Source organism: Ensifer sp. (assembly GCF_035999135.1).
Classification (GTDB): domain Bacteria; phylum Pseudomonadota; class Alphaproteobacteria; order Rhizobiales; family Rhizobiaceae; genus Ensifer.
In genome coordinates, this window is the sequence record NZ_DASYGZ010000146.1 from 122,203 (window position 1) to 140,695 (window position 18,493).

The following is an 18,493-nucleotide window of genomic DNA, read 5'->3' on the forward strand; positions in this document are numbered from 1 at the left end:
CGCTGGGCGAACGTGCCATGACGGCAGTTTCGCCGCGTGAGATCGCGTGCTCCATCCCATCATCGTCATCACTCCCCTGCCAAGGCGAGCTCACAGACCGATGCCCATGCGGCGTGCCCGCGGCCATCGGCCGAGGATGATTTGCCTTGCGGGCAACCGAGGAGCGTCTTTCATGACAATCAAGGCACGACTGCTCGTGTGTTTGTCTCTGCTCGCCGTCGCCATGCTGGTCATGATCGTTACGGCCTTCAATGCGATGACCTCAATCTCCAAGCGGACGGAATCGATCGTCGCGGACCGGCTGCTGCCCGTCGATCATCTGAAGACCGTGTCGGACATGTACGCCGTCGAGATCGTCGACACGACCCACAAGGTCAGAAGCGGCGTGCTCGACTGGTCGGCGGGCAAGACGGCGATCGATGCGGCGCTTTCGACGATCGACACGCGCTGGCGCACCTACGAGGCGACCCGGCTGACCCCGGAGGAAAAGAAGCTCACCGAAATCTTCGACAGGGCGCGCGTGGCCAGCGACGCCTCGATCCGCAACCTCGTCGCGATCATGGAACGCAAGGACCAGACGGAGCTCGAGCGCTTTGTCGACACCAGGCTCTATGCCTCGGTCGACCCCCTCGCCGCGCCGATCAGCGACCTGATCAAGCTGCAGCTTTCCGAGGCCAATGGCGAACTCGAAGCGGCCAAGTCGGAGAAGGATACCCTGACCCTCTGGCAAACGGTGATCGCCGGCTTCGCCCTGGCGATCCTCGCCGCCACCGTGTGGTTTGTGATCTCCGGCCTCATCAGGCCGCTGACGAAGCTGCGCGAGGCCATGCGCCAGCTGGCGATCGGCAACCTGAAGGCCGAAATCTTCGGCGAGAAGCGCCGCGATGAAATCGGCCAGATGGCGGCCGCCGTCGCCGTCTTCCGCAACAACGCACTTGAGCGCCAGCGGCTGGAGCAGGAAGCCGAGGCCGGCCGGTCGCTGTCTGAGCGCGAACGCGAGCAGCGCGAGGCACAGAAGGCGAAGGAGACGGCCGAAGTCCAGGCGGCCGTCGGCGCGCTCGGCTTCGGTCTCGATCGTCTTGCCGAAGGCGACCTGACCTACCGCATCGAGACACCGCTTGCCGAACGGCTCGACCAGTTGCGCACCAACTTCAACAGCTCCGTCGCCAATCTTGAGGAGGCGCTGAGCTCGGTGGGCGAAAACGCCCGCAGCATCAATGCCGGCGCAGGCGAAATCCGTTCCGCGGCGGGCGACCTCTCCAAACGTACAGAGCAGCAGGCGGCCTCGGTGGAAGAAACCGCGGCGGCCCTCGATCAGATCGCAACAACCGTCGCCGATGCCAGCCGGCGGGCTGAGGAGGCTGGGACGCTGGTCGCGCGCACCCGCGGTGCTGCGGAAAAGTCCGGCGAGATCGTCGGCAACGCCGTTGCCGCCATGAGCGGCATCGAGGCGTCGTCGCGCGAGATTTCCAGCATCATCGGCGTGATCGACGACATCGCCTTCCAGACGAACCTGCTCGCGCTCAATGCCGGCGTCGAGGCGGCCCGCGCCGGCGAGGCCGGCAAGGGCTTTGCCGTCGTCGCCCAGGAGGTTCGCGAACTCGCCCAGCGCTCGGCCCAGGCCGCCAAGGAGATCAAGGTGCTGATCGCCACCTCCGGCCAGCAGGTGAAATCCGGCGTGACGCTGGTGCGCGAGACCGGCACGGCGCTGGAAAGCATCATCGTCGAGGTCAAGGAGATCAGCCACCACGTCACTGCCATCGTCGAGAGCGCCCGCGAACAGGCGGCCGGCATCCAGCAGATCAACACCGCGGTCAACGCCATCGACCAGGGCACGCAGCAGAACGCAGCGATGGTGGAGCAATCAACCGCCGCCAGCCACAGTCTGGCGCGCGAGGCAGGCGCGCTCAACGAACTCCTGATGCGCTTCAAGACCGGCCACGGCAACAAGGCGGCGCCGCGTCCCGCGACCAGTGAGAGTTCAACTCCCTCGCCCGCAAGAGCGCTCGGTCGCAAGCTCGCCGCCGCCTATCGCAGCGCCCCTCAGGCGCAGGAGGCCGGCTGGGCCGAGTTCTGACGCCATGGCCTGAGCGTTCCCCTTGAAGGCGCGGATCCCCAGAGGCTCCGCGCCTTTCGTCTGCCCAAGGATAGCAACCGTTGCTATACAGTATAAAATCTAGTAAATTACTAGCCTATATTCGCTTTTTCGCTGCCTTTCGATCTGAGAGGCAGATTTGCTCCAAACAAAGAGCATTAGAAACCGCTATTTCTGTCCATTGTCCGACGGTGCTGCGATATTCCGACCAAGTTGGAACAGGACGCAGCCATGACAACGTCATCCCTCGAAACATCTGCCAAGGCTCTGAACGAGACGCTGGAAAGCCTGGATCTCGCCGGGCGACTGGCGCTCGTCGCCGGGCTCGAAGGTCGCGCGGTCTTCACGACGTCGCTCGGCATCGAAGACCAGGTGATCACTGCAGCCATCGGCAAGAACAAGCTCGCCGTCGATGTCGTCACCCTCCAGACCGGCCGGCTGTTCAATGAAACGGCTGCCCTGATCGACAAGACGGAAGAGGCTTTCGGCATTCTGATCAAGCGCTTCCACCCGGAACAGTCCGACATCGACGCCTATGCGCAACGCTATGGCCTCAACGGCTTTTACGAAAGCGTTGAGGCTCGGCATGCCTGTTGCGACGTGCGCAAGCTGAAGCCGCTTGCGCGCGCACTCGAAGGGGCAACCTTCTGGGTCACCGGCCTGCGTCGCGGCCAGTCCGGCAACCGCGCCTCGACGCCGTTTGCCGAGGCTGATCTCGAACGCGGCCTGATCAAGATCAATCCGCTCGCCGACTGGGACATCGACACCATCAACAGCTACGTCGCCCAGAATGCCGTTCCGGTGAACCCGCTGCATGCGCGCGGCTACCCCTCGATCGGTTGCGAGCCCTGCACCCGCGCCATCAAGCCCGGCGAGCCCGAGCGCGCCGGCCGCTGGTGGTGGGAGAACGACGAGAAGCGCGAATGTGGCCTGCATGTTCCCGAGACCGCCGCGAGCTCCATCATCCCGAATTCGAGCAGCGCCGCCTGAGGCTGGCGCGCTTTCCTTGAAGACAAATCCTCCCGGAGACTGAAATGCCCCATATCCATCCGGAAACGGAACTGCACAATCCGCAGAGCACCAAACCGCCGCTCGATCCGCATCTGAAGGCGCTGGAAAACGAGGCGATCCATATCTTCCGTGAAGTGGCCGCCGAGTTCGAACGCCCGGTCATGCTCTATTCGATCGGCAAGGACTCCTCCGTCCTTCTGCATCTGGCGCGCAAGGCCTTTTATCCCGGCCGCGTTCCCTTCCCGCTGTTGCACGTCAACACCGGCTGGAAGTTCGCCGAGATGATCGCGTTTCGCAACGAGATCGTCGAGCGCTACGATCTCGATTTGATCGAGCACGTCAATCCGCGCGGTGCGGCCGAAAACGTCACGCCGTTCACCCACGGCTCGGCGCTCTACACCGACATCATGAAGACCGAGGCGTTGCGCCAGGCGCTCGACGCCGGCCAGTTCGACGCCGCCTTCGGCGGAGCACGCCGCGACGAGGAGGCGAGCCGCGCCAAGGAACGCATCTACTCCTTCCGCACCCCTGACCACCGCTGGGATCCGCGCAACCAGCGCCCGGAACTCTGGAACGTCTACAACGGCATGATCCGCAAGGGCGAGAGCGTGCGCGCCTTCCCGCTGTCGAACTGGACCGAGGTCGACATCTGGCGCTACATCCAGGCCGAGGACATTCCGATCGTGCCGCTCTACTTTGCCGAGAAGCGCCCGATCGTCGAACGCGACGGCATGATGATCCTTGCCGAGGATCCGCGTCTCGAGCTCTTGCCGGGCGAAACCAAGCGCGAGGAAGTGATCCGCTTCCGCACGCTCGGCTGCTTCCCGCTGACCGGCGCCATCCGCTCGACCGCCACGACGCTCGACGACATCATCTCCGAACTCGAAACCGCGACCGTATCAGAACGCCAGGGCCGCGCCATCGACCGCGACCAGTCCGGCTCGATGGAAAAGAAGAAACGCGAAGGATATTTCTGATGACCGCTCCCGCAACCGCGAATGCCGTCGAGCACGATGCAGCCGCCGAGGTTCTGGCCTTTCCGGCCCAGGAAGCCGCACGCGCCACGCGCGACAGCCGCCCGCTTCGCCTGATCACCTGCGGCTCGGTCGACGATGGCAAATCGACGCTGATCGGCCGCCTGCTCTGGGACACCAAGGCGGTCAAGGAAGACCAGGCGGCGACGCTTCGGCGCGATTCCAACGGCAAGCAGAACGATCTCGGCCTGCCTGATTTCGCGCTGCTGCTCGACGGCCTGCAGGCCGAGCGCGAACAGGGCATCACCATCGACGTCGCCTATCGCTATTTCTCGACCGACAAGCGCTCCTTCATCGTCGCCGACACGCCCGGCCATGAGCAATATACCCGCAACATGGCAACCGGCGCCTCGACCGCCGATCTCGCCGTGCTGCTCGTCGATGCCCGCGTCGGCCTGCTCGAGCAGACCCGCCGGCATGCGACGATCGCAACGCTGATGGGCATCAAGCAGTTCGTGCTGGCGGTCAACAAGATCGACCTCACCGACTACGACCGCGCTCGCTTCGAGCAGATCAGCCATGAGTTCCGCGAACTGGCGCTGTCGCTCGGCGTGCGTCAGGTCACCGCCATTCCGGTCTCGGCGCTCAAGGGTGAAAACGTCGTCTACGACGGCAGCGCCTCCATGCCCTGGTACGACGGCCCGACGCTGATCGAGGTCCTGGAACTGGCCACGACCCGCTCTGCCCAGACGGTCGGCTTCCGCCTGCCGGTGCAGCGCGTGTCGCGTCCGGGCGAAAGCTTCCGCGGCTATCAGGGCACGGTTGCCGGCGGCTCGGTGAAGCCCGGCGACAGCGTCGTCATCTTGCCCTCGGGCATGGTCGCCAACGTCACCAAGATCGTCACCTTCGACCTCGTGCGCAACGCCGCGGTTGCCGGCGACGCGATCACGCTCGTGCTCGACCGCCAGGTGGACGTCTCGCGCGGCGACATGATCGTCGCCATCGACAGCCAGCCGCCGACCGGCCTCGCCTTCGACGCCCAGCTGGTCGCGCTGCAGGCCGAAGGCATCCAGCCCGGCAAGCGCTACTGGCTGAAGAGCGGCAGCCGCCGCCAGCGCGTGCAGGTTCAGCCGGCAAGCCAGCTCGACCTGCAGTCGGGCAAGTGGACCCATGCCGAGCAGCTGCCGATGAACGCGATCGGCAAGGTGCATCTGGCCTTCGACGAACAGGCGATCTTCGACACCTACGAGCAGAACCGCGTCACCGGCGCCTTCATCCTGATCGATCCGGACACCAACAACACGGTGGCCGGCGGCATGATCACGGCCAAGCGCTCGGCGCTCGGCGGCATCCATACTGAAGACGCCCGCGTCATCCTCTCGCTGCCGGCCGATCTCGCCGACCAGCTGATGGCGACGGAACTCTTCGCAAGCCGGCGCGAGGAAGCGGAAATCCGACGCGTCAGCGCCGGTAAGGCGGTCGAGATCATCGACGATATCGACGGCTGATCGGCGTCGCCTTGAGAGAATCGAGAGGGGCCTTATAGGGGCCCCTTTTTTGTTGTCGACCTGTCGGCCGGCCGAGCCTTCCCAAGGCTCCTTCGCGCTCTATCTCCCTGCCGCATGGGAGAAACGCCATGAAAACAGAGCATCAAGGCGAAGAGGCAAAACACCAGGGCTTTCGCGGGCGGACGGTCGCAATCGAAGCCTTTGCCCGAAAGTACCGGCTGGACCCGGAGGAGACCCGACGGCTGGAAGACCAGTTCGGATCGGCCGCCGGCGAAATCGAGCTGCTTCAGGCGGCCCGCCGCAACGGCATGCCCGAGGACTGAGCGACAAAGCAGCATGCCTTCAAGGTGCTGGACCGTCCGTGTGCGCTCATGTGAGCGCACCGCGCTCTGGCGATATTGCCGCTCGGCTCAAAGCTGCTGCTCGATGGCCGGAAGCACCATCGTCAGCGGGGCCGGATCGGCGTGCTGCCACAATTGATAGCCGACAACGCTGCCGAGAATGGCGGACCACACGGCAATCGCGCGAAACGTGATGATCGGTTCCTTCAACATCTTAAGCCTCATGGGCAAGAACAAGTGTTGAGGCAAATATCGCCGCGATCGTTCACAACGATAAGACGCCAATCCGTGAACACCCCGTTTCAATGTGAACAATAGCCCCCGGCTCGGAGGGGAAAAATGTCCGCAAGACGCAGGGTGGTGCCGGAGGCGAAGACGGCGCTCCGTCCCAAAATGACGCAGGGCTGACGGTCGTTTCACCTTGGTGCGAGGTTGGCGCGAACGAGGCTTTCAATCCGGCTTCTCGCTTGTAAGTTGGCGCGTCGATCATGAGGATCGATAGGGCTGTTTCACCGTTTCCGGACGTCGTGGGACAGTCCGCCTGACCGTGACCGCCCTGCCCCACAAACAAAAAAAGGGCCCTTGCAGGCCCTCTCCTGTTCCTTGTTCCGGCCCCGCGATCAGCGGGTGCTGACCGCCGGCTCGGCGTTGTCTTCTTCCGTGCGGCCCGCAAAATAATTGGCAAGCAGAGCGCCGGAAATGTTGTGCCAGACACTGAAGATCGCGCTCGGGACTGCAGCGACCGGCGAGAAATAGGCATTGGCGAGTGCCGCACCCAGACCGCTGTTCTGCATGCCGACTTCGATGGCGATCGCCTTGCGCTTGGCAAGCGACAGGCCGGCTGCCTTGGCGGCGAAGAAGCCGAGCAGATAGCCGAGACCGTTGTGCAGCACGACGACAGCGAAGATCAGCAGGCCGGAGCTTGCGATCGCGCCCTTGCTGGCGCCGACGACGGCGGCAACGATCAGCACGATGCCGGTGACGCTCACCAGCGGCAGGGCGGGCACGGATGCCTTGACCAGGCCCGGCAGCAATTTCTGGAAGAGGAAGCCCAGCGCCAGCGGCAGAAGCACGACCTTGACGATGCTCATGAACATCGCCATTGCGTCAACCGGCAGATACTGGCTGGCGAACGTCCACACAAGGAACGGCGTGACAACAGGCGCGAGCAGCGTGGTAACACTGGTGCAGGCAACCGACAGCGCGACATCCCCCTTGGAGAGATAGGTCATCACATTGCTCGAGGTGCCACCCGGGCAGCAGCCGACGAGGATGACGCCTGCGGCCACTTCCGGCGACATCGGGATGATCGCGGTCAACAGGACGGCGAGCAGCGGCATGATCAAAAATTGGGAGACGACACCGATGCCGACTTCGAACGGGCGCTTGGCGACCTCCTTGAAATCATCAAGCGAAATGGTGAGACCCATGCCGAACATGATGATGCCGAGAAGCGTAACGATATAGGGCGTGATCTGCTTGAAAATATCCGGGAAAACGAAGCCGAGAACGGCGAATAGAATGACCCAGAGCGCGAACGTGCGTCCGACGAACTGGGAAAATGATGCGACAGCCTTCAAAATCTTACTCCTTGGCATGATGGCGGCTGTCTAGGCTTGCCGGCGGCCCGCTTCAACACGGTTCGAACAAAAAATGCCGACGGCCTGCAACTTTCTGTCGACGGAGAGATGGCAGGCGACATAAACGCAACACATATGGACACGGGCCGCGTCCTATGGATATCAGGCTCGTCAAGGCAATGCGCAGGACCTCAGGGAGACGAAGATGAGCACGGGCAACAAACCGGAAACGAGCGTGACTGTGGAGAAGCGCCAGAACGGCAAGTGGTGCTTCGTCATCAAGTACCGTGGCGTCACCCATCCGGCGCAGGGCAATTTCTCCTCGATGCTGCAGGCACAAGCCGTGGCCCAGGCAGCGTTGAAGGCTCTCGAACGGCAGGGCTGAACAGGCGACGGAGCGCTGCCTTACCCAAGGCGCGCTCCTTCCCCCTATGTTGGGCCGCTGTCAGTCGACGGCGGAACGGATGATGTTGCAGAGGCCTTCCTGCACCACCTGCTTGGTGGCCACCTGCCCGACCTGAATATCAAACATCGCATCAATCCGCGTGCCAGCGCCGCGTTTGCGGGCAACGACGCGCAATGTCTGCAGGCGCCCGGAGCCGGCCGTATCCTGATAGGCTTCGATGGTACCAAGCTCCTTGTTGATCTCGATCCCGGAAAACCCTTCGGCCGCGACCCCGCGCGCCAGCCGCTGAAGGGCTGCCTCCGGCTTCAGCTTCGGAAAATCCTGCCAGGTCTTGAAATAGACCGGCGTCACCAGCGGCACGCCGGTGGCCTTGAAATTCTTCTCGCAGCTTTGCGCGGCGGCGACCGAATGTCCCGCCAGGATGAGAACCGCAGCAAGGGATAGATGCTTGATCGACATGTCCGTTCCTCGTCGTCTTTGATCGAAAGGAGAGGACCCTAGAAGCTTGATCCGCGGCGAGACAGGCCGCCTCGAGCATCCTTGCACGGGTTTTCGACCAATGGCGCGGAAGGGACGACGAACGGCTTGAAGAGCGCCGACGCATGAGGCCGCTGACGGCGCGCGGACCGCAAAAGTTGCGCGCACGATCCGTCGACGCCGGGCGGCGCGATACGGGAAAGATTGTCTAAGGGATTGATTTGACTGGTCGGAGTGGCAAGATTCGAACTTGCGACCCCCACGTCCCGAACGTGGTGCGCTACCAGACTGCGCTACACTCCGTGACCAGTGGCGCGTCTATAGAACAGGCATTTTGATTTCACAAGCGCCTAACCAGAAAAACCTCGCACCTTTTTCAAAAAATTTGTGACGGTGGGAAAACGGCCTTTGGATCTCCACCGGATCCGTGCACCCTCGTCACGCCATCGGCGGTAGGGACTTTCTGCAACGCTTCATATTTTCCTGAAATAGCAGCCGCGGCGTGGATTTCCTTTCGTCGCTTTTGACGCTAGAGCCTCAACGGAAAGCGCGAAAAACCAGGGGATACGGGTCTTCGCGCCATGGCTATTTCAGAACGAGAACCAAAGGGACAGACAGATGAACTTCCGCATGATGACGGTGGCGGGTCTAGCGCTCGTGCTCGCCGGCTGCACGACGACCACGGGAATCTCCAGAAACGCGGTCGAGGCCCGCTGGCTCGGACAGCCGGCCGGCGGTTTCTTCGCTCAGTACGGACCGCCGATCTCCGACGTCGAAAGCGGCAGCTCCACCGTCTACAGCTGGAAGGGCGGCTTCAAGACCCGCAAGATCCCGGCCCAGTACGAAACCACCAAGGATGGCAAGCGCGGCAAGCGCATTTCGTCGGCCCGCACCGAGTATCTTAGCTGCGCGGTGCAGCTCACCGTTTCGTCCGACTATGTCATCCGCTCGATCCATATTGCCGGCGACCGCAAGCGTGCCGATGGCCCGAGCTGGTGCGAAGAGTTCCTCGGAGCGCCGGCCCAGACCAAGCCGGCGGCCACCGCGGGTTAAGTCTTCGCCGAACAAAAAAGCCCGGATCACCGATCCGGGCTTTTTTTTATGAAGAGCCTCGCCCTCAGGCGGTGCTGTTGTCCTCGACGGGCGCGTCGGGACCGTTCTTCTTGATCGAGTCGATGGCGTTCTGCGCGCTGGCCTTGGTCTTGTAACCCTCGGTCGAGAACATGATCTCGCTGTTGTACTTGAAGCGAACGCGGTATTCGCCAGCCTTGTCTTTGTAGATTTCGAATTTGTGAGCCATCTTCTCCCTCATACAAGTAGGAATCAACACCAACTAGCGTGTCAGTTGCAGAGTGACTTGACAAGAGAGCTTGCAGGCAAGCGTGGTGCCGCCACCAGCCTGTATGGTGTAGGCTTGCGGCCCGGGCAAACGTTGGCAATCACCCGTCCGACCTTTACGTCGACACGCGCCACCGATCATGGTTGCATGAACAACGCCTCGGCGACGCCATTGTTACCATTGGGAGACCGAAGATGACCCAGGCTCTTCAAGAAAACAGACCGGGCCTGCAAGTGGAACAGCTGCACCACGTCAGCCTGCCTGTTCGCGATCTCGAGGTTTCAAAGCGCTTCTACGACGATGTCCTGTGCCTGCGCGAGACGAGCCCTCCCCGCCCGGCCTTTCCCTTTCCGGGGGTGTGGTACCAGGTCGGAGCCGGCCAGTTGCACCTGATCGTCCGGGCGAGCGATACGCAAGAGGCCGACCGACCGCCGCCAACGTTCCGTCTGAACAAGGGCATCGATTCGCGCGACGTCCATTTTGCCATGCGCGTAACCAGCTTTTCGGCAGCCCTGACGCATCTGGAAGGCCTTGGCTACGGCGAGAATGCGACGAGCGGTCACAAGATCAGGATCAACCGGCCTTCCAACCACCCGGGCGCAGGATTCCCGCAGATCTACATTCTTGATCCGGACGGCCATGTGATCGAGATCAACGCACTGTCTGAAGACAGCTGAGGAAGGCGCCGTGGCCGAGATAGCTTGAGATGGGAATGGCTGGGGCGCCAGGATTCGAACCTGGGAATGCCGGTACCAAAAACCGGTGCCTTACCGCTTGGCGACGCCCCAACGGATGTGGCGGGACGTTATGTCCGCCAAATCGAGCGCCTGATTATCAAAGCTCGCCGCCCGTCACAATCTCTAAGTTGGCACTAAGCTGAATTTTCGGCGGATTTGTTGATGCACCCGCGCGCGCTGCGCCACGTACCCCTTTGACGAGCGCCGGACGCGCCCTTCCCTTCATGCGCCGCACCTCCTATTGTCCGGGCAAATGGAGAGTTTCATGAGCCAGTTCCGCGCCCGTCCCCCTGCCATCCCGAGCGTCCTCGTCGACGATGCGGTGGTGCGCATCACCCGCTGGGACTTCGAGCCCGGTGCCGACACCGGCCATCACGTCCATGGACTGGGATATGTCGTGATCCCGATGACCGACTGCCGGTTCCTGCTCGAGGAAGAGGCGGGCGATCGTCGGGTCGACATCGCCAAGGGCGCCGCCTATCGCCGTGAGGCGGGCGTGGCGCACAATGTCGTCAATGCCGGCGACGAGCCGATGTCCTTCATCGAGATCGAATACAAGTGAAGGTCAGGAAGAGACGCATGCAGGGTCCGGATTTCGATCTCGACTTCAAGCCCGCCCATGGCGAGGCGGTGACCGTTGCCGACGACGTGCAGCGCATCACCGTCAACAATCCCGGCCCCTTCACCTTCCACGGCACCAACAGCTACATCGTCGGCAAGCGCTCGGTCGCGGTCATCGACCCCGGTCCTGATGACGAGGCGCATTTCCAGGCGCTGATGACGGCCCTTGCCGGGCGCGAGGTGACGCATATCGCCGTCAGCCATACGCACCGCGACCACTCGCCGCTCGCCGGTCGACTGAAGGCGGCGACCGGTGCGCTGATCGTCGGCGAAGGCCCGCATCGCCCGGCCCGGCCCTTGCACCAGGGCGAGACCAATCCCTTCGCCGAAAGCTCCGACATGGAGTTTTCCCCCGACATCACGCTCACCGACGGCGACCGCATCGAGGGCGACGGCTGGAGCCTGACGGGACTGACGACGCCCGGTCACACCGCCAACCACATGGCGTTTGCGCTCGAGGGTACCGGCATCCTGTTTTCCGCAGACCATGTCATGGCCTGGGCGACGACGATCGTCGCCCCTCCGGATGGCGCCATGGCGGACTACATGGCATCGCTCGAAAAATTGCTCGAGCGCGACGACCGCCTCTATTTGCCGGGGCATGGCGGCCCCGTGATCGAGCCGGCCTCGTTCCTTCGCGGCCTGCGCGCCCACCGCAAGATGCGCGAGCGCGCCGTGCTCGAACGCGTCCGCGCCGGCGATCGCCATGTCGCCGAAATGGTGAAGGTCATCTATGCGTCCACCGACGTCCGGCTTCACGGGGCAGCCGCCCTTTCGGTGCTCGCGCATCTGGAAGACCTGATCGAACAGGGTCGCGTCGAGACCGACGGGCCTCCATCGCTGCTTGGCAGCTACAGGCTCACGGCCGTCGGTGGCGGCTGACGTGCGGCGGGACGCCTATAGCTATCGCCACGACGCCACGGTGCCCGGATTTCCGGACGACAAGCCGATCGTCGTCTTTGACGGCGAATGCATCTTCTGCTCCGGCTGGGTGCGTTTCCTGCTTGGCCACGACCGGCAGGGGCAATATCGCTACCTCACCGCGCAGTCGACGCTCGGCCGGGCGCTTTATCGCCACTATGGGCTCGATGCTGAAAGCTTCGAAAGCAATATCCTGATCGAGGACGGTGTGGCGCGATTCAAGTCGGACGGATCGATCCGCACCCTTGCCAGGCTGGGCCTGCCGTGGTCGCTGGTGAGTATATGCCGCGTGCTACCGTCGCCTCTTCGCGACCGGATTTACGATCTCGTCGCAAAGAACCGATACCGCATCGCCGGGCGCCGCCAGACCTGCATGGTGCCGACGCCCGAGGAGCGTGGACGTTTCATCGCATGAACGACGCAGATCGGGTCCAAGCGCAGAGCCTCTACCGACAGGTCCTCGGCAGCGATTGGGACCGGTTGCCCAAAGCGATCCGCGCACTGCATGACCGGGCCGAGGGGCATGCCACCTTTCGTGGGCGCGCCAAGGTGGAGCGCGGCGGCTCGTTCTGGGCTCAGCTTGTCGCCTCGGTTTTCGGCTTTCCCGCCGACAGTCAGGATGTGCCGGTCGAGGTCGACTTTGCCTGCACCCATGGCCGTGAAATCTGGACCCGTCGCTTCGACGAGACGATCCTGCGCAGCGCGCAGAAAAAAGTCGAAAGGCGGAAGGAAAGCTTGCTTGCGGAGGACTTCGGACCGTTTCGCATCCTTTGCGCACTCGAGCCCACAGAGAACCGTCTGCACCTATCGGTGCGCGGCTGGTCCGTGCTCGGCCTTCCGCTGCCGCTGCTTTTTGCACCCGGCGGTCGGACATTCGAGGAAGACCGCGACGGTCTGTTCCACTTCCACGTCGAAGTCGACAGTCCGTTGACCGGCCTGATCGTGCGCTACAGCGGCTGGCTGGAGGCCGCGACTGGACCGCCGCCAAGAGCGCCGCACCAGGCCGATCAGGGTGACGCCACCGTGAACGGTTGATTATCCATCAATCTCCGGCAATGCCCAGTAGTTCGGCATCGAGCGAGCGCAGGAACTGATCGGCGAAGGCGGCACCCATGCCGAGATCGTGGGGGCCATAGCGCGATGCGACCCTGAGATCGACGAAGGTTGTCTCGGCCTCTTCCCGCAGCCTGATCAGCACGTCGAAGCGGAAGCCGGCAATTAACGTGCGCCATTCACCCTGCAGCACGACATCGCTGGCGCGACGCCCCGTTATCGCTCCCTCGAGCGTCAACTCCGGCCGGGCCGCCGGCACGGGCACGTTTTCCGGCTCGGCGCTCGTGTCCGCGCCGGCGTTCGGGCGAACCGTCAGGTCCTCGAGATCGGCGCGCGCATTCTCGACCCCGAGTTCCTCGGTGATGCCGACCCGGTTCTGTTCGATGACATTGCGCACACCCTGGTAGACGCGGTCGAGGGCGCCGTCGTAGCGCCGCCCGGTGAGACCGGGATAGGCGAGGATCTGTGCCTCGCGATCCTGTGGCGTTACCGCCGACTTGCGCTTGAGCCAGCTCTCTTCGGTCTGCGGCACCTTCAGCCATGGCGGCGGCGTCACCGTGTCGGTGCTGACGTCGAAGATCGCCGGCCGGGTCAGATATTGCACGGCGCCAAAACCGATGAAACCGAGCGCCGGAGCCGCGTAGACGAGCGCCGACGCGGAAGCGAGGCCGCCGATCGCCGCGACCTGCCAGAGCCGCGCCAGGCCGACGATCGCGAGCAGGACGCCTGCGAGCGCGAACAGGCCGGCCAGGCCGACGAGCGCCAGGAAATGCGGCGTCGTCAGCGGCCCGAAACGGTGGGCAAGCAGCGACAGCACGAAGAGTACGAAGGAGACGCGGGCGAAGCGTCGCGCCCAATGGGCCGCATGGGAATAGGGACGCTCGTACCGGACCATCATGTAGGTGAATCAAATCCCCTGCGGCAAGACAGACCGCATTCTTAGACCATGCCCTTTGCCGAGGAAACAGGCAATGCGCTAGGCGCCGGCCCGCCCGCACAAGCCGCCGTCCATGAGCTTTGCCGCAAATTCGCCATTCTCGTTAACCACCTATCGACGGGTGGGAACATGTCCGCGCACCGGTCTTGCGTGCGCGGAGTTCAATCGGAGGCAACGGCCGGCGCCCGACGCTACGCGACAGTGCGCGGCAATCGACGGAGAACCGACATGGGCGCATCGCAGGCAGCCGTGACCATCGCCACCCAGACCACGTTTCCGGCAGGCAGCGGCGGCATCCCGTTGGGGCTCCTCGAGCTTGAACTTTCCCTCGACGCGTTTTCCGGCAACAACGACGATTTCGTCAGCTTCGTGCGCGGCGTCGCCGATCACGCCGGCGGCGAGTTGCTGTTTGCCCTCCCCGCTTCGGAGCTGATCGAGGACTGCCGCAGCATCGCCGTCATTCGCTTGAAAGAAATGACCGGCGACGCTTCGATCCTTTTTGCCTGCCTCGACCGCAAAGGCTCGGCTGTGCGCATCGAACATCCGAGCGACGGCACGCGCGATCTCGAACGCTTTGCCCAGTCCTTTGTCGGCGTTCTCGAACGGATGTGATCGCGCCGCCCGACGTCGGCAACGCGCCACCTTGGTGTTGCCTTTGATCGCCACAGATCAAAGGAGAAGAACATGAGACAATTCAAAGCGCTACAGCATCCTTTGCGATGGCGCGGTCAATTCCTCCCGCCTGCAACCATCGCCTGTCATCGAAACGACGTTGCTCGTTTCGATTTTCGCCATAACTCCCTATATTGATTGTGATTCGAGGAGTTGGCCCGCGCCGGGCGACGCATCGGCGCTCGGGCATTTTGAACGGCGGCACCTGGCTGGCCCTCACGTCGATGACGACGAAAGGAACCACGCGACAGGGGCTTCAGGCGGATGCCCGGTGGCTCGACTTTACGCGGACCCGGTGCGCTCAGGAGGCGCAAAGATCATGACGACCCGATTGACTATCCTTGTCGCAGCCGCTCTGCTTTTGACCGCGTGCCAGACGATGACACCCGAAGAGCGTCGCGTTGCCGACGGCAACACCTGCGCTTCCTACGGCTTCCGCCGCGGCACCGATGCCTTCGCCACCTGCCTGCAGCGCATCGAACTCGACCGGCGCGCCGAATCGCGCGCCTTCCGCTACCAGAACGACATGATGATGTGGGGCTGGGACCGGCCGGTCATCGTGACGCAACCGGTCATCGTGCGGCCGAGGTAACAGCGCCAACGCCGCGGCTGCGGCGTCGGCTACCCCTCACGCCTTGCCGTTGATCGCGGCTTGCGCGGCGGCAAGGCGGGCGATCGGGACGCGGAAGGGCGAGCATGAGACGTAGTCCAGCCCCGCGTCTTCGCAGAACCGGATCGAGGCCGGGTCGCCGCCGTGCTCGCCGCAGATGCCGAGCTTCAGACCGTTCTTGGTGCGACGGCCGCGTTCGGCCGCGATCTGGATCAGTTCACCCACGCCATCGAAATCGAGCGAGACGAAGGGGTCCTGCTCGATGATGCCCTTTTGCTGGTAGGTCGCGAGGAACTGCGAGGCGTCGTCGCGCGAAATGCCGAAGGTCGTCTGCGTCAGATCGTTGGTGCCGAAGGAGAAGAAGTCGGCGGCCTCGGCGATCACATGGGCGCGCAGGGCTGCACGCGGCAGCTCGATCATCGTGCCGACAAGATAGTCGATGCCGATGCCGGCTTCGCCGATGACATCCTTCGCCACCTGATCGATGCGTTCCTTGACGTAATCGAGCTCGGCGCGCAGGCCGACAAGCGGCACCATGATTTCCGGCACGACGGCCGCGCCGGTCTCGTTTGCGGCCTCGACCGCCGCCTCGAATATGGCGCGCGCCTGCATCTCGGCAATTTCCGGATAGGAAATCGCCAGTCGGCAGCCGCGATGGCCGAGCATCGGGTTGAACTCGTGCAGTTCGTCGACACGCTGGCGCAATTCCGAGGGATCGAGCGCGAGCGCACCGGCGACGTCGGCAATCTCCTCGTCGGTTTTCGGCAGGAACTCGTGCAATGGCGGGTCGAGCAGGCGGATCGTCACCGGCAGGCCATGCATGATCGAAAACAGCTCGACGAAATCCGAGCGCTGCATCGGTAGAAGCTTGGCAAGCGCCTGGCGGCGGCCGGCTTCGTCATCGGCAAGGATCATCTCGCGCATGACGTTGATGCGGTCGTCCTCGAAGAACATGTGCTCGGTGCGGCACAGGCCGATGCCTTCGGCGCCGAACGAGCGCGCGGCGCGGGCATCGGCCGGCGTCTCCGCATTGGTCCGGACGGTCATGCGGCGGCTGGCGTCGGCCCAGGCCATGATCTTGCCGAAGTCGCCGGAAAGCTCCGGCTGCAGCATGGCGATCGCACCCTTCAGCACCTGCCCGGACGAGCCGTCAATGGTGATGATGTCACCCTTCCTCAGCGTCACGCCGCCCGCCGTCATCACCTCGTTGCGAAGGTCGACGCGGATGCTGCCCGCACCGGAAACGCAAGGCGTGCCCATGCCGCGGGCAACGACGGCCGCGTGGCTGGTCATGCCGCCGCGTGTCGTCAGGATGCCTTCGGCCGCATGCATGCCGTGAATGTCCTCAGGACTGGTTTCCACCCGCACCAGGATGACCTTGCGGCCTTCCTTGTCGGCCTGCACCGCTTCCTCGGAGGTAAAGACTATTTCACCGGTCGCAGCGCCCGGCGATGCCGGCAGGCCCGAGCCGATAATATCGCGCCGGGCATGCGGATCGATGGTCGGATGCAGCAGCTGGTCGAGCGAGGCCGGGTCGATGCGGGCGACGGCCTCCTGCTGCGAAATCAGAGCCTCCTCGGCCATGTCGACGGCGATCTTCAGTGCCGCCTTGGCGGTGCGCTTGCCCGAACGCGTCTGCAACATCCAAAGCGTGCCGCGCTCGATGGTGAATTCGAGGTCCTGCATGTCGCGGTAGTGCCGCTCGAGCGTATCGCAGATCGACCGGAACTCGGCGAAGGCCTCCGGCATCAGCTTTTCCAGCGACGGCTTGTCGGAGCCCGACGCAAGGCGCGCGGCCTCGGTGATGTTTTGCGGCGTGCGAATACCGGCAACCACGTCTTCGCCTTGAGCATTGACCAGGAACTCGCCGTAGAGCTCGTTCTCGCCTGTCGAGGGGTTGCGGGTGAAGGCGACGCCGGTCGCCGACGAGTTGCCGAGATTGCCGAAGACCATCGCCTGGACGTTGACCGCGGTGCCCCAGGCCGCCGGAATGGCGTGAAGGTGGCGGTAGGTGATCGCCCGCGGATTCATCCAGCTCGAGAACACCGCACCGATCGCGCCCCAGAGCTGAATCTCCGGGTCCTGCGGGAACGGTTCGCCGAGCGCTTCCTCGATCGCGTCCTTGTAGCGGGAAATGACACCCTGCCACTCGACGGCCGAAAGCTCGGTGTCCTGCTCATGCCCGAGGCGCGCCTTCTCGTCTTCGAGAATTTCCTCGAACACGTCGTGGTCGACGCCCATGACGACATCGCCATACATCTGGATGAAGCGGCGGTAGCTGTCCCAGGCAAAACGAGCATCACCGGCATCGTGGCCGAGCGCGTGCACGGACTGGTCGTTGAGACCGAGGTTCAGCACCGTGTCCATCATGCCGGGCATCGAAGCGCGCGCACCCGAGCGCACGGACAACAGCAGCGGACGGTTCGTGTCGCCGAAGACGCGCCCCGTCACCTCCTCCATCCGGTCGATGCCCGCGCGCACCTGGTCGCGAAGGCCGTCCGGCATTTGCCTGTCATTGTCGAAAAAGCTGTTGCAGGCATCGGTGATGATCGTCAGGCCAGGCGGCACCGGCAAGCCGAGGTTGCACATTTCCGCAAGGTTTGCGCCCTTGCCGCCCAACAGCTCGCGGTCACCCGCACGTCCCTCGGCCTTGCCCCCACCGAAGGTGTATACCCATTTCGTCATGCCTGCTCTCCACCCAGAAACAGTCTTTCGTGACGATTTACAGTATATGCTTCAGGCTGAAAATGCATCCGGCGAAGATTTATGCTGCACCGCATCATTTTTCGCAACAATGCGACATATCCCGACAATTGATGGTGTCCGGCTCCAAACAGCCGCGGAAACGTACGAAAACAGCGCGAACAGCGCCTTTATCCGAGATTGCCTGAAACATCACAAATATCTAATATATATCGGCGCGATGGGGGTGCATCCAAGAATATCCCGTCATGGCAATCCGTTTCCGTCTCAGGGGCTCGGAGGGTGGGTCATGAAATGGCGTGTGGAATTGAGGCTGTGGCTGCTTTCGGCGCTGCTGGTTGTTTTCGCCGCAGAAAGTACGGTCGCCGAAGGGAACGGCAAGCGGCTGGCGCTGATCGTCGGCATGAGCAACTACGTGCTTGCAGGCACCCTGCCCAACGCTGCGCGCGACGCCGAAGCCTTCAACACGTTCCTCAAGGGCCAGGGCTTTGAAACCGACCTGGTGCTC

Annotated in this window: 21 protein-coding genes and 2 tRNA genes; 15 read left to right on the forward strand and 8 right to left on the reverse strand. The window is 63.4% G+C overall.

The window, feature by feature from the left end; translation table 11 throughout:
- Positions 1 to 172 precede the first annotated feature (172 nt).
- The 5 genes from VGO12_RS19270 (at position 173) to VGO12_RS19290 (ending at position 5,911) form a co-directional block, all read left to right on the forward strand.
- The gene (locus VGO12_RS19270) at positions 173 to 2,077 is read left to right on the forward strand and encodes a HAMP domain-containing methyl-accepting chemotaxis protein (protein WP_327514359.1); all 1,905 of its coding nucleotides are present in this window, start codon (positions 173 to 175) and stop codon (positions 2,075 to 2,077) included.
- Positions 2,078 to 2,326: 249 nt separating this feature from the next.
- Positions 2,327 to 3,085: a phosphoadenylyl-sulfate reductase gene (locus VGO12_RS19275; protein ID WP_327514360.1), complete on the forward strand. Its 759-nt coding sequence runs from the start codon at positions 2,327 to 2,329 to the stop codon at positions 3,083 to 3,085.
- A gap of 44 nt (positions 3,086 to 3,129) precedes the next feature.
- Entirely contained in the window at positions 3,130 to 4,083 is a 954-nt protein-coding gene (cysD, locus tag VGO12_RS19280; RefSeq protein ID WP_327514361.1) for a sulfate adenylyltransferase subunit CysD, read from the forward strand.
- Positions 4,083 to 5,588 (forward strand): sulfate adenylyltransferase subunit CysN, encoded by a 1,506-nt coding sequence (gene cysN, locus VGO12_RS19285; RefSeq protein WP_327514362.1) that lies wholly within the window; start codon positions 4,083 to 4,085, stop codon positions 5,586 to 5,588. Before cysD ends, cysN begins: the two co-directional genes overlap by 1 nt.
- Positions 5,589 to 5,716: 128 nt before the next feature.
- Positions 5,717 to 5,911 carry a hypothetical protein gene (locus VGO12_RS19290; RefSeq protein ID WP_327514363.1) on the forward strand — a complete coding sequence of 65 codons (195 nt, stop codon included), beginning with the start codon at positions 5,717 to 5,719 and terminating at the stop codon, positions 5,909 to 5,911.
- Between the two features lie 87 nt (positions 5,912 to 5,998).
- On the opposite strand, the gene VGO12_RS19295 is transcribed toward VGO12_RS19290, so the two are convergent.
- Both VGO12_RS19295 and VGO12_RS19300 read right to left on the reverse strand, forming a co-directional pair.
- Positions 5,999 to 6,142, reverse strand: a complete 144-nt coding sequence (locus tag VGO12_RS19295; protein ID WP_327514364.1) for a hypothetical protein — start codon at positions 6,140 to 6,142, stop codon at positions 5,999 to 6,001.
- A 407-nt stretch (positions 6,143 to 6,549) separates the two neighbouring features.
- Positions 6,550 to 7,509: a bile acid:sodium symporter family protein gene (locus tag VGO12_RS19300; RefSeq protein ID WP_327514365.1), complete on the reverse strand. Its 960-nt coding sequence runs from the start codon at positions 7,507 to 7,509 to the stop codon at positions 6,550 to 6,552.
- Positions 7,510 to 7,714: 205 nt separating this feature from the next.
- Here VGO12_RS19300 and VGO12_RS19305 point away from each other — a divergent pair, with 205 nt between their 5' ends.
- Positions 7,715 to 7,894 (forward strand): hypothetical protein, encoded by a 180-nt coding sequence (locus VGO12_RS19305; protein WP_327514366.1) that lies wholly within the window; start codon positions 7,715 to 7,717, stop codon positions 7,892 to 7,894.
- Between the two features lie 60 nt (positions 7,895 to 7,954).
- On the opposite strand, the gene VGO12_RS19310 is transcribed toward VGO12_RS19305, so the two are convergent.
- Together VGO12_RS19310 and VGO12_RS19315 are read right to left on the reverse strand one after the other, a co-directional pair.
- Positions 7,955 to 8,368, reverse strand: a complete 414-nt coding sequence (locus tag VGO12_RS19310; protein WP_422653422.1) for a hypothetical protein — start codon at positions 8,366 to 8,368, stop codon at positions 7,955 to 7,957.
- Positions 8,369 to 8,618: 250 nt separating this feature from the next.
- Positions 8,619 to 8,695, reverse strand: a tRNA-Pro gene (locus VGO12_RS19315).
- A gap of 315 nt (positions 8,696 to 9,010) precedes the next feature.
- On the opposite strand from VGO12_RS19315, the gene VGO12_RS19320 reads away from it, so the two are divergent.
- The gene (locus VGO12_RS19320; RefSeq protein WP_327514368.1) at positions 9,011 to 9,445 is read left to right on the forward strand and encodes a hypothetical protein; all 435 of its coding nucleotides are present in this window, start codon (positions 9,011 to 9,013) and stop codon (positions 9,443 to 9,445) included.
- A 64-nt stretch (positions 9,446 to 9,509) separates the two neighbouring features.
- Here the strand turns inward: VGO12_RS19320 and VGO12_RS19325 are convergent, their stop codons facing one another.
- Positions 9,510 to 9,692, reverse strand: coding sequence for a YegP family protein (locus tag VGO12_RS19325; RefSeq protein ID WP_327514369.1), 183 nt, complete (start codon positions 9,690 to 9,692; stop codon positions 9,510 to 9,512).
- Between the two features lie 233 nt (positions 9,693 to 9,925).
- Between VGO12_RS19325 and VGO12_RS19330 the strand changes: the two genes are divergently transcribed.
- Positions 9,926 to 10,408 (forward strand): VOC family protein, encoded by a 483-nt coding sequence (locus VGO12_RS19330; protein ID WP_327514370.1) that lies wholly within the window; start codon positions 9,926 to 9,928, stop codon positions 10,406 to 10,408.
- Positions 10,409 to 10,444: 36 nt separating this feature from the next.
- Here VGO12_RS19330 and VGO12_RS19335 read toward each other — a convergent pair.
- Positions 10,445 to 10,519, reverse strand: a tRNA-Gln gene (locus VGO12_RS19335).
- A gap of 214 nt (positions 10,520 to 10,733) precedes the next feature.
- Between VGO12_RS19335 and VGO12_RS19340 the strand changes: the two genes are divergently transcribed.
- From VGO12_RS19340 to VGO12_RS19355, 4 genes are read left to right on the forward strand one after another with little or no spacing between them, the layout of a single operon-like run.
- The gene (locus VGO12_RS19340; RefSeq protein ID WP_327514371.1) at positions 10,734 to 11,030 is read left to right on the forward strand and encodes a cupin domain-containing protein; all 297 of its coding nucleotides are present in this window, start codon (positions 10,734 to 10,736) and stop codon (positions 11,028 to 11,030) included.
- 17 nt (positions 11,031 to 11,047) lie between these two features.
- The gene (locus VGO12_RS19345) at positions 11,048 to 11,971 is read left to right on the forward strand and encodes an MBL fold metallo-hydrolase (protein WP_327514372.1); all 924 of its coding nucleotides are present in this window, start codon (positions 11,048 to 11,050) and stop codon (positions 11,969 to 11,971) included.
- A 1-nt stretch (position 11,972) separates the two neighbouring features.
- Positions 11,973 to 12,425, forward strand: coding sequence for a thiol-disulfide oxidoreductase DCC family protein (locus tag VGO12_RS19350; RefSeq protein ID WP_327514373.1), 453 nt, complete (start codon positions 11,973 to 11,975; stop codon positions 12,423 to 12,425).
- On the forward strand, positions 12,422 to 13,045 hold the full coding sequence (locus VGO12_RS19355; RefSeq protein ID WP_327514374.1) for a DUF4166 domain-containing protein: 624 nt from the start codon (positions 12,422 to 12,424) through the stop codon (positions 13,043 to 13,045). The genes VGO12_RS19350 and VGO12_RS19355 overlap by 4 nt, the downstream gene beginning before the upstream one ends.
- Positions 13,046 to 13,052: 7 nt before the next feature.
- On the opposite strand, the gene VGO12_RS19360 is transcribed toward VGO12_RS19355, so the two are convergent.
- A complete protein-coding gene (locus tag VGO12_RS19360) occupies positions 13,053 to 13,961 on the reverse strand; it encodes a DUF1499 domain-containing protein (RefSeq protein WP_327514375.1) in 909 nt (302 codons plus the stop codon).
- Between the two features lie 267 nt (positions 13,962 to 14,228).
- Between VGO12_RS19360 and VGO12_RS19365 the strand changes: the two genes are divergently transcribed.
- Both VGO12_RS19365 and VGO12_RS19370 read left to right on the forward strand, forming a co-directional pair.
- On the forward strand, positions 14,229 to 14,612 hold the full coding sequence (locus VGO12_RS19365) for a hypothetical protein (protein ID WP_327514376.1): 384 nt from the start codon (positions 14,229 to 14,231) through the stop codon (positions 14,610 to 14,612).
- 379 nt (positions 14,613 to 14,991) lie between these two features.
- The gene (locus VGO12_RS19370) at positions 14,992 to 15,264 is read left to right on the forward strand and encodes a hypothetical protein (protein ID WP_327514377.1); all 273 of its coding nucleotides are present in this window, start codon (positions 14,992 to 14,994) and stop codon (positions 15,262 to 15,264) included.
- Between the two features lie 36 nt (positions 15,265 to 15,300).
- On the opposite strand, the gene ppdK is transcribed toward VGO12_RS19370, so the two are convergent.
- Positions 15,301 to 17,967, reverse strand: a complete 2,667-nt coding sequence (ppdK, locus tag VGO12_RS19375) for a pyruvate, phosphate dikinase (RefSeq protein ID WP_327514378.1) — start codon at positions 17,965 to 17,967, stop codon at positions 15,301 to 15,303.
- A 307-nt stretch (positions 17,968 to 18,274) separates the two neighbouring features.
- Here ppdK and VGO12_RS19380 point away from each other — a divergent pair.
- The coding region (locus VGO12_RS19380; RefSeq protein WP_327514379.1) for a caspase family protein at positions 18,275 to 18,493 on the forward strand (219 nt) is incomplete at its 3' end.

Excerpts from the sequence above, each read along its gene's own strand:
- VGO12_RS19325 (WP_327514369.1), bottom strand. The coding sequence starts at position 9,692 with ATGGCTCACAAATTCGAAATCTACAAAGACAAGGCTGGCGAATACCGC.
- VGO12_RS19360 (WP_327514375.1), bottom strand. The coding sequence starts at position 13,961 with ATGATGGTCCGGTACGAGCGTCCCTATTCCCATGCGGCCCATTGGGCG.
- cysN (WP_327514362.1), top strand. The coding sequence starts at position 4,083 with ATGACCGCTCCCGCAACCGCGAATGCCGTCGAGCACGATGCAGCCGCC.
- VGO12_RS19320 (WP_327514368.1), top strand. The coding sequence starts at position 9,011 with ATGAACTTCCGCATGATGACGGTGGCGGGTCTAGCGCTCGTGCTCGCC.
- VGO12_RS19370 (WP_327514377.1), top strand. The coding sequence starts at position 14,992 with ATGACGACCCGATTGACTATCCTTGTCGCAGCCGCTCTGCTTTTGACC.
- VGO12_RS19340 (WP_327514371.1), top strand. The coding sequence starts at position 10,734 with ATGAGCCAGTTCCGCGCCCGTCCCCCTGCCATCCCGAGCGTCCTCGTC.
- VGO12_RS19290 (WP_327514363.1), top strand. The coding sequence starts at position 5,717 with ATGAAAACAGAGCATCAAGGCGAAGAGGCAAAACACCAGGGCTTTCGC.
- VGO12_RS19270 (WP_327514359.1), top strand. The coding sequence starts at position 173 with ATGACAATCAAGGCACGACTGCTCGTGTGTTTGTCTCTGCTCGCCGTC.
- VGO12_RS19355 (WP_327514374.1), top strand. The coding sequence starts at position 12,422 with ATGAACGACGCAGATCGGGTCCAAGCGCAGAGCCTCTACCGACAGGTC.
- ppdK (WP_327514378.1), bottom strand. The coding sequence starts at position 17,967 with ATGACGAAATGGGTATACACCTTCGGTGGGGGCAAGGCCGAGGGACGT.
- VGO12_RS19345 (WP_327514372.1), top strand. The coding sequence starts at position 11,048 with ATGCAGGGTCCGGATTTCGATCTCGACTTCAAGCCCGCCCATGGCGAG.
- VGO12_RS19275 (WP_327514360.1), top strand. The coding sequence starts at position 2,327 with ATGACAACGTCATCCCTCGAAACATCTGCCAAGGCTCTGAACGAGACG.
- VGO12_RS19295 (WP_327514364.1), bottom strand. The coding sequence starts at position 6,142 with ATGTTGAAGGAACCGATCATCACGTTTCGCGCGATTGCCGTGTGGTCC.
- VGO12_RS19330 (WP_327514370.1), top strand. The coding sequence starts at position 9,926 with ATGACCCAGGCTCTTCAAGAAAACAGACCGGGCCTGCAAGTGGAACAG.
- VGO12_RS19305 (WP_327514366.1), top strand. The coding sequence starts at position 7,715 with ATGAGCACGGGCAACAAACCGGAAACGAGCGTGACTGTGGAGAAGCGC.
- cysD (WP_327514361.1), top strand. The coding sequence starts at position 3,130 with ATGCCCCATATCCATCCGGAAACGGAACTGCACAATCCGCAGAGCACC.
- VGO12_RS19365 (WP_327514376.1), top strand. The coding sequence starts at position 14,229 with ATGGGCGCATCGCAGGCAGCCGTGACCATCGCCACCCAGACCACGTTT.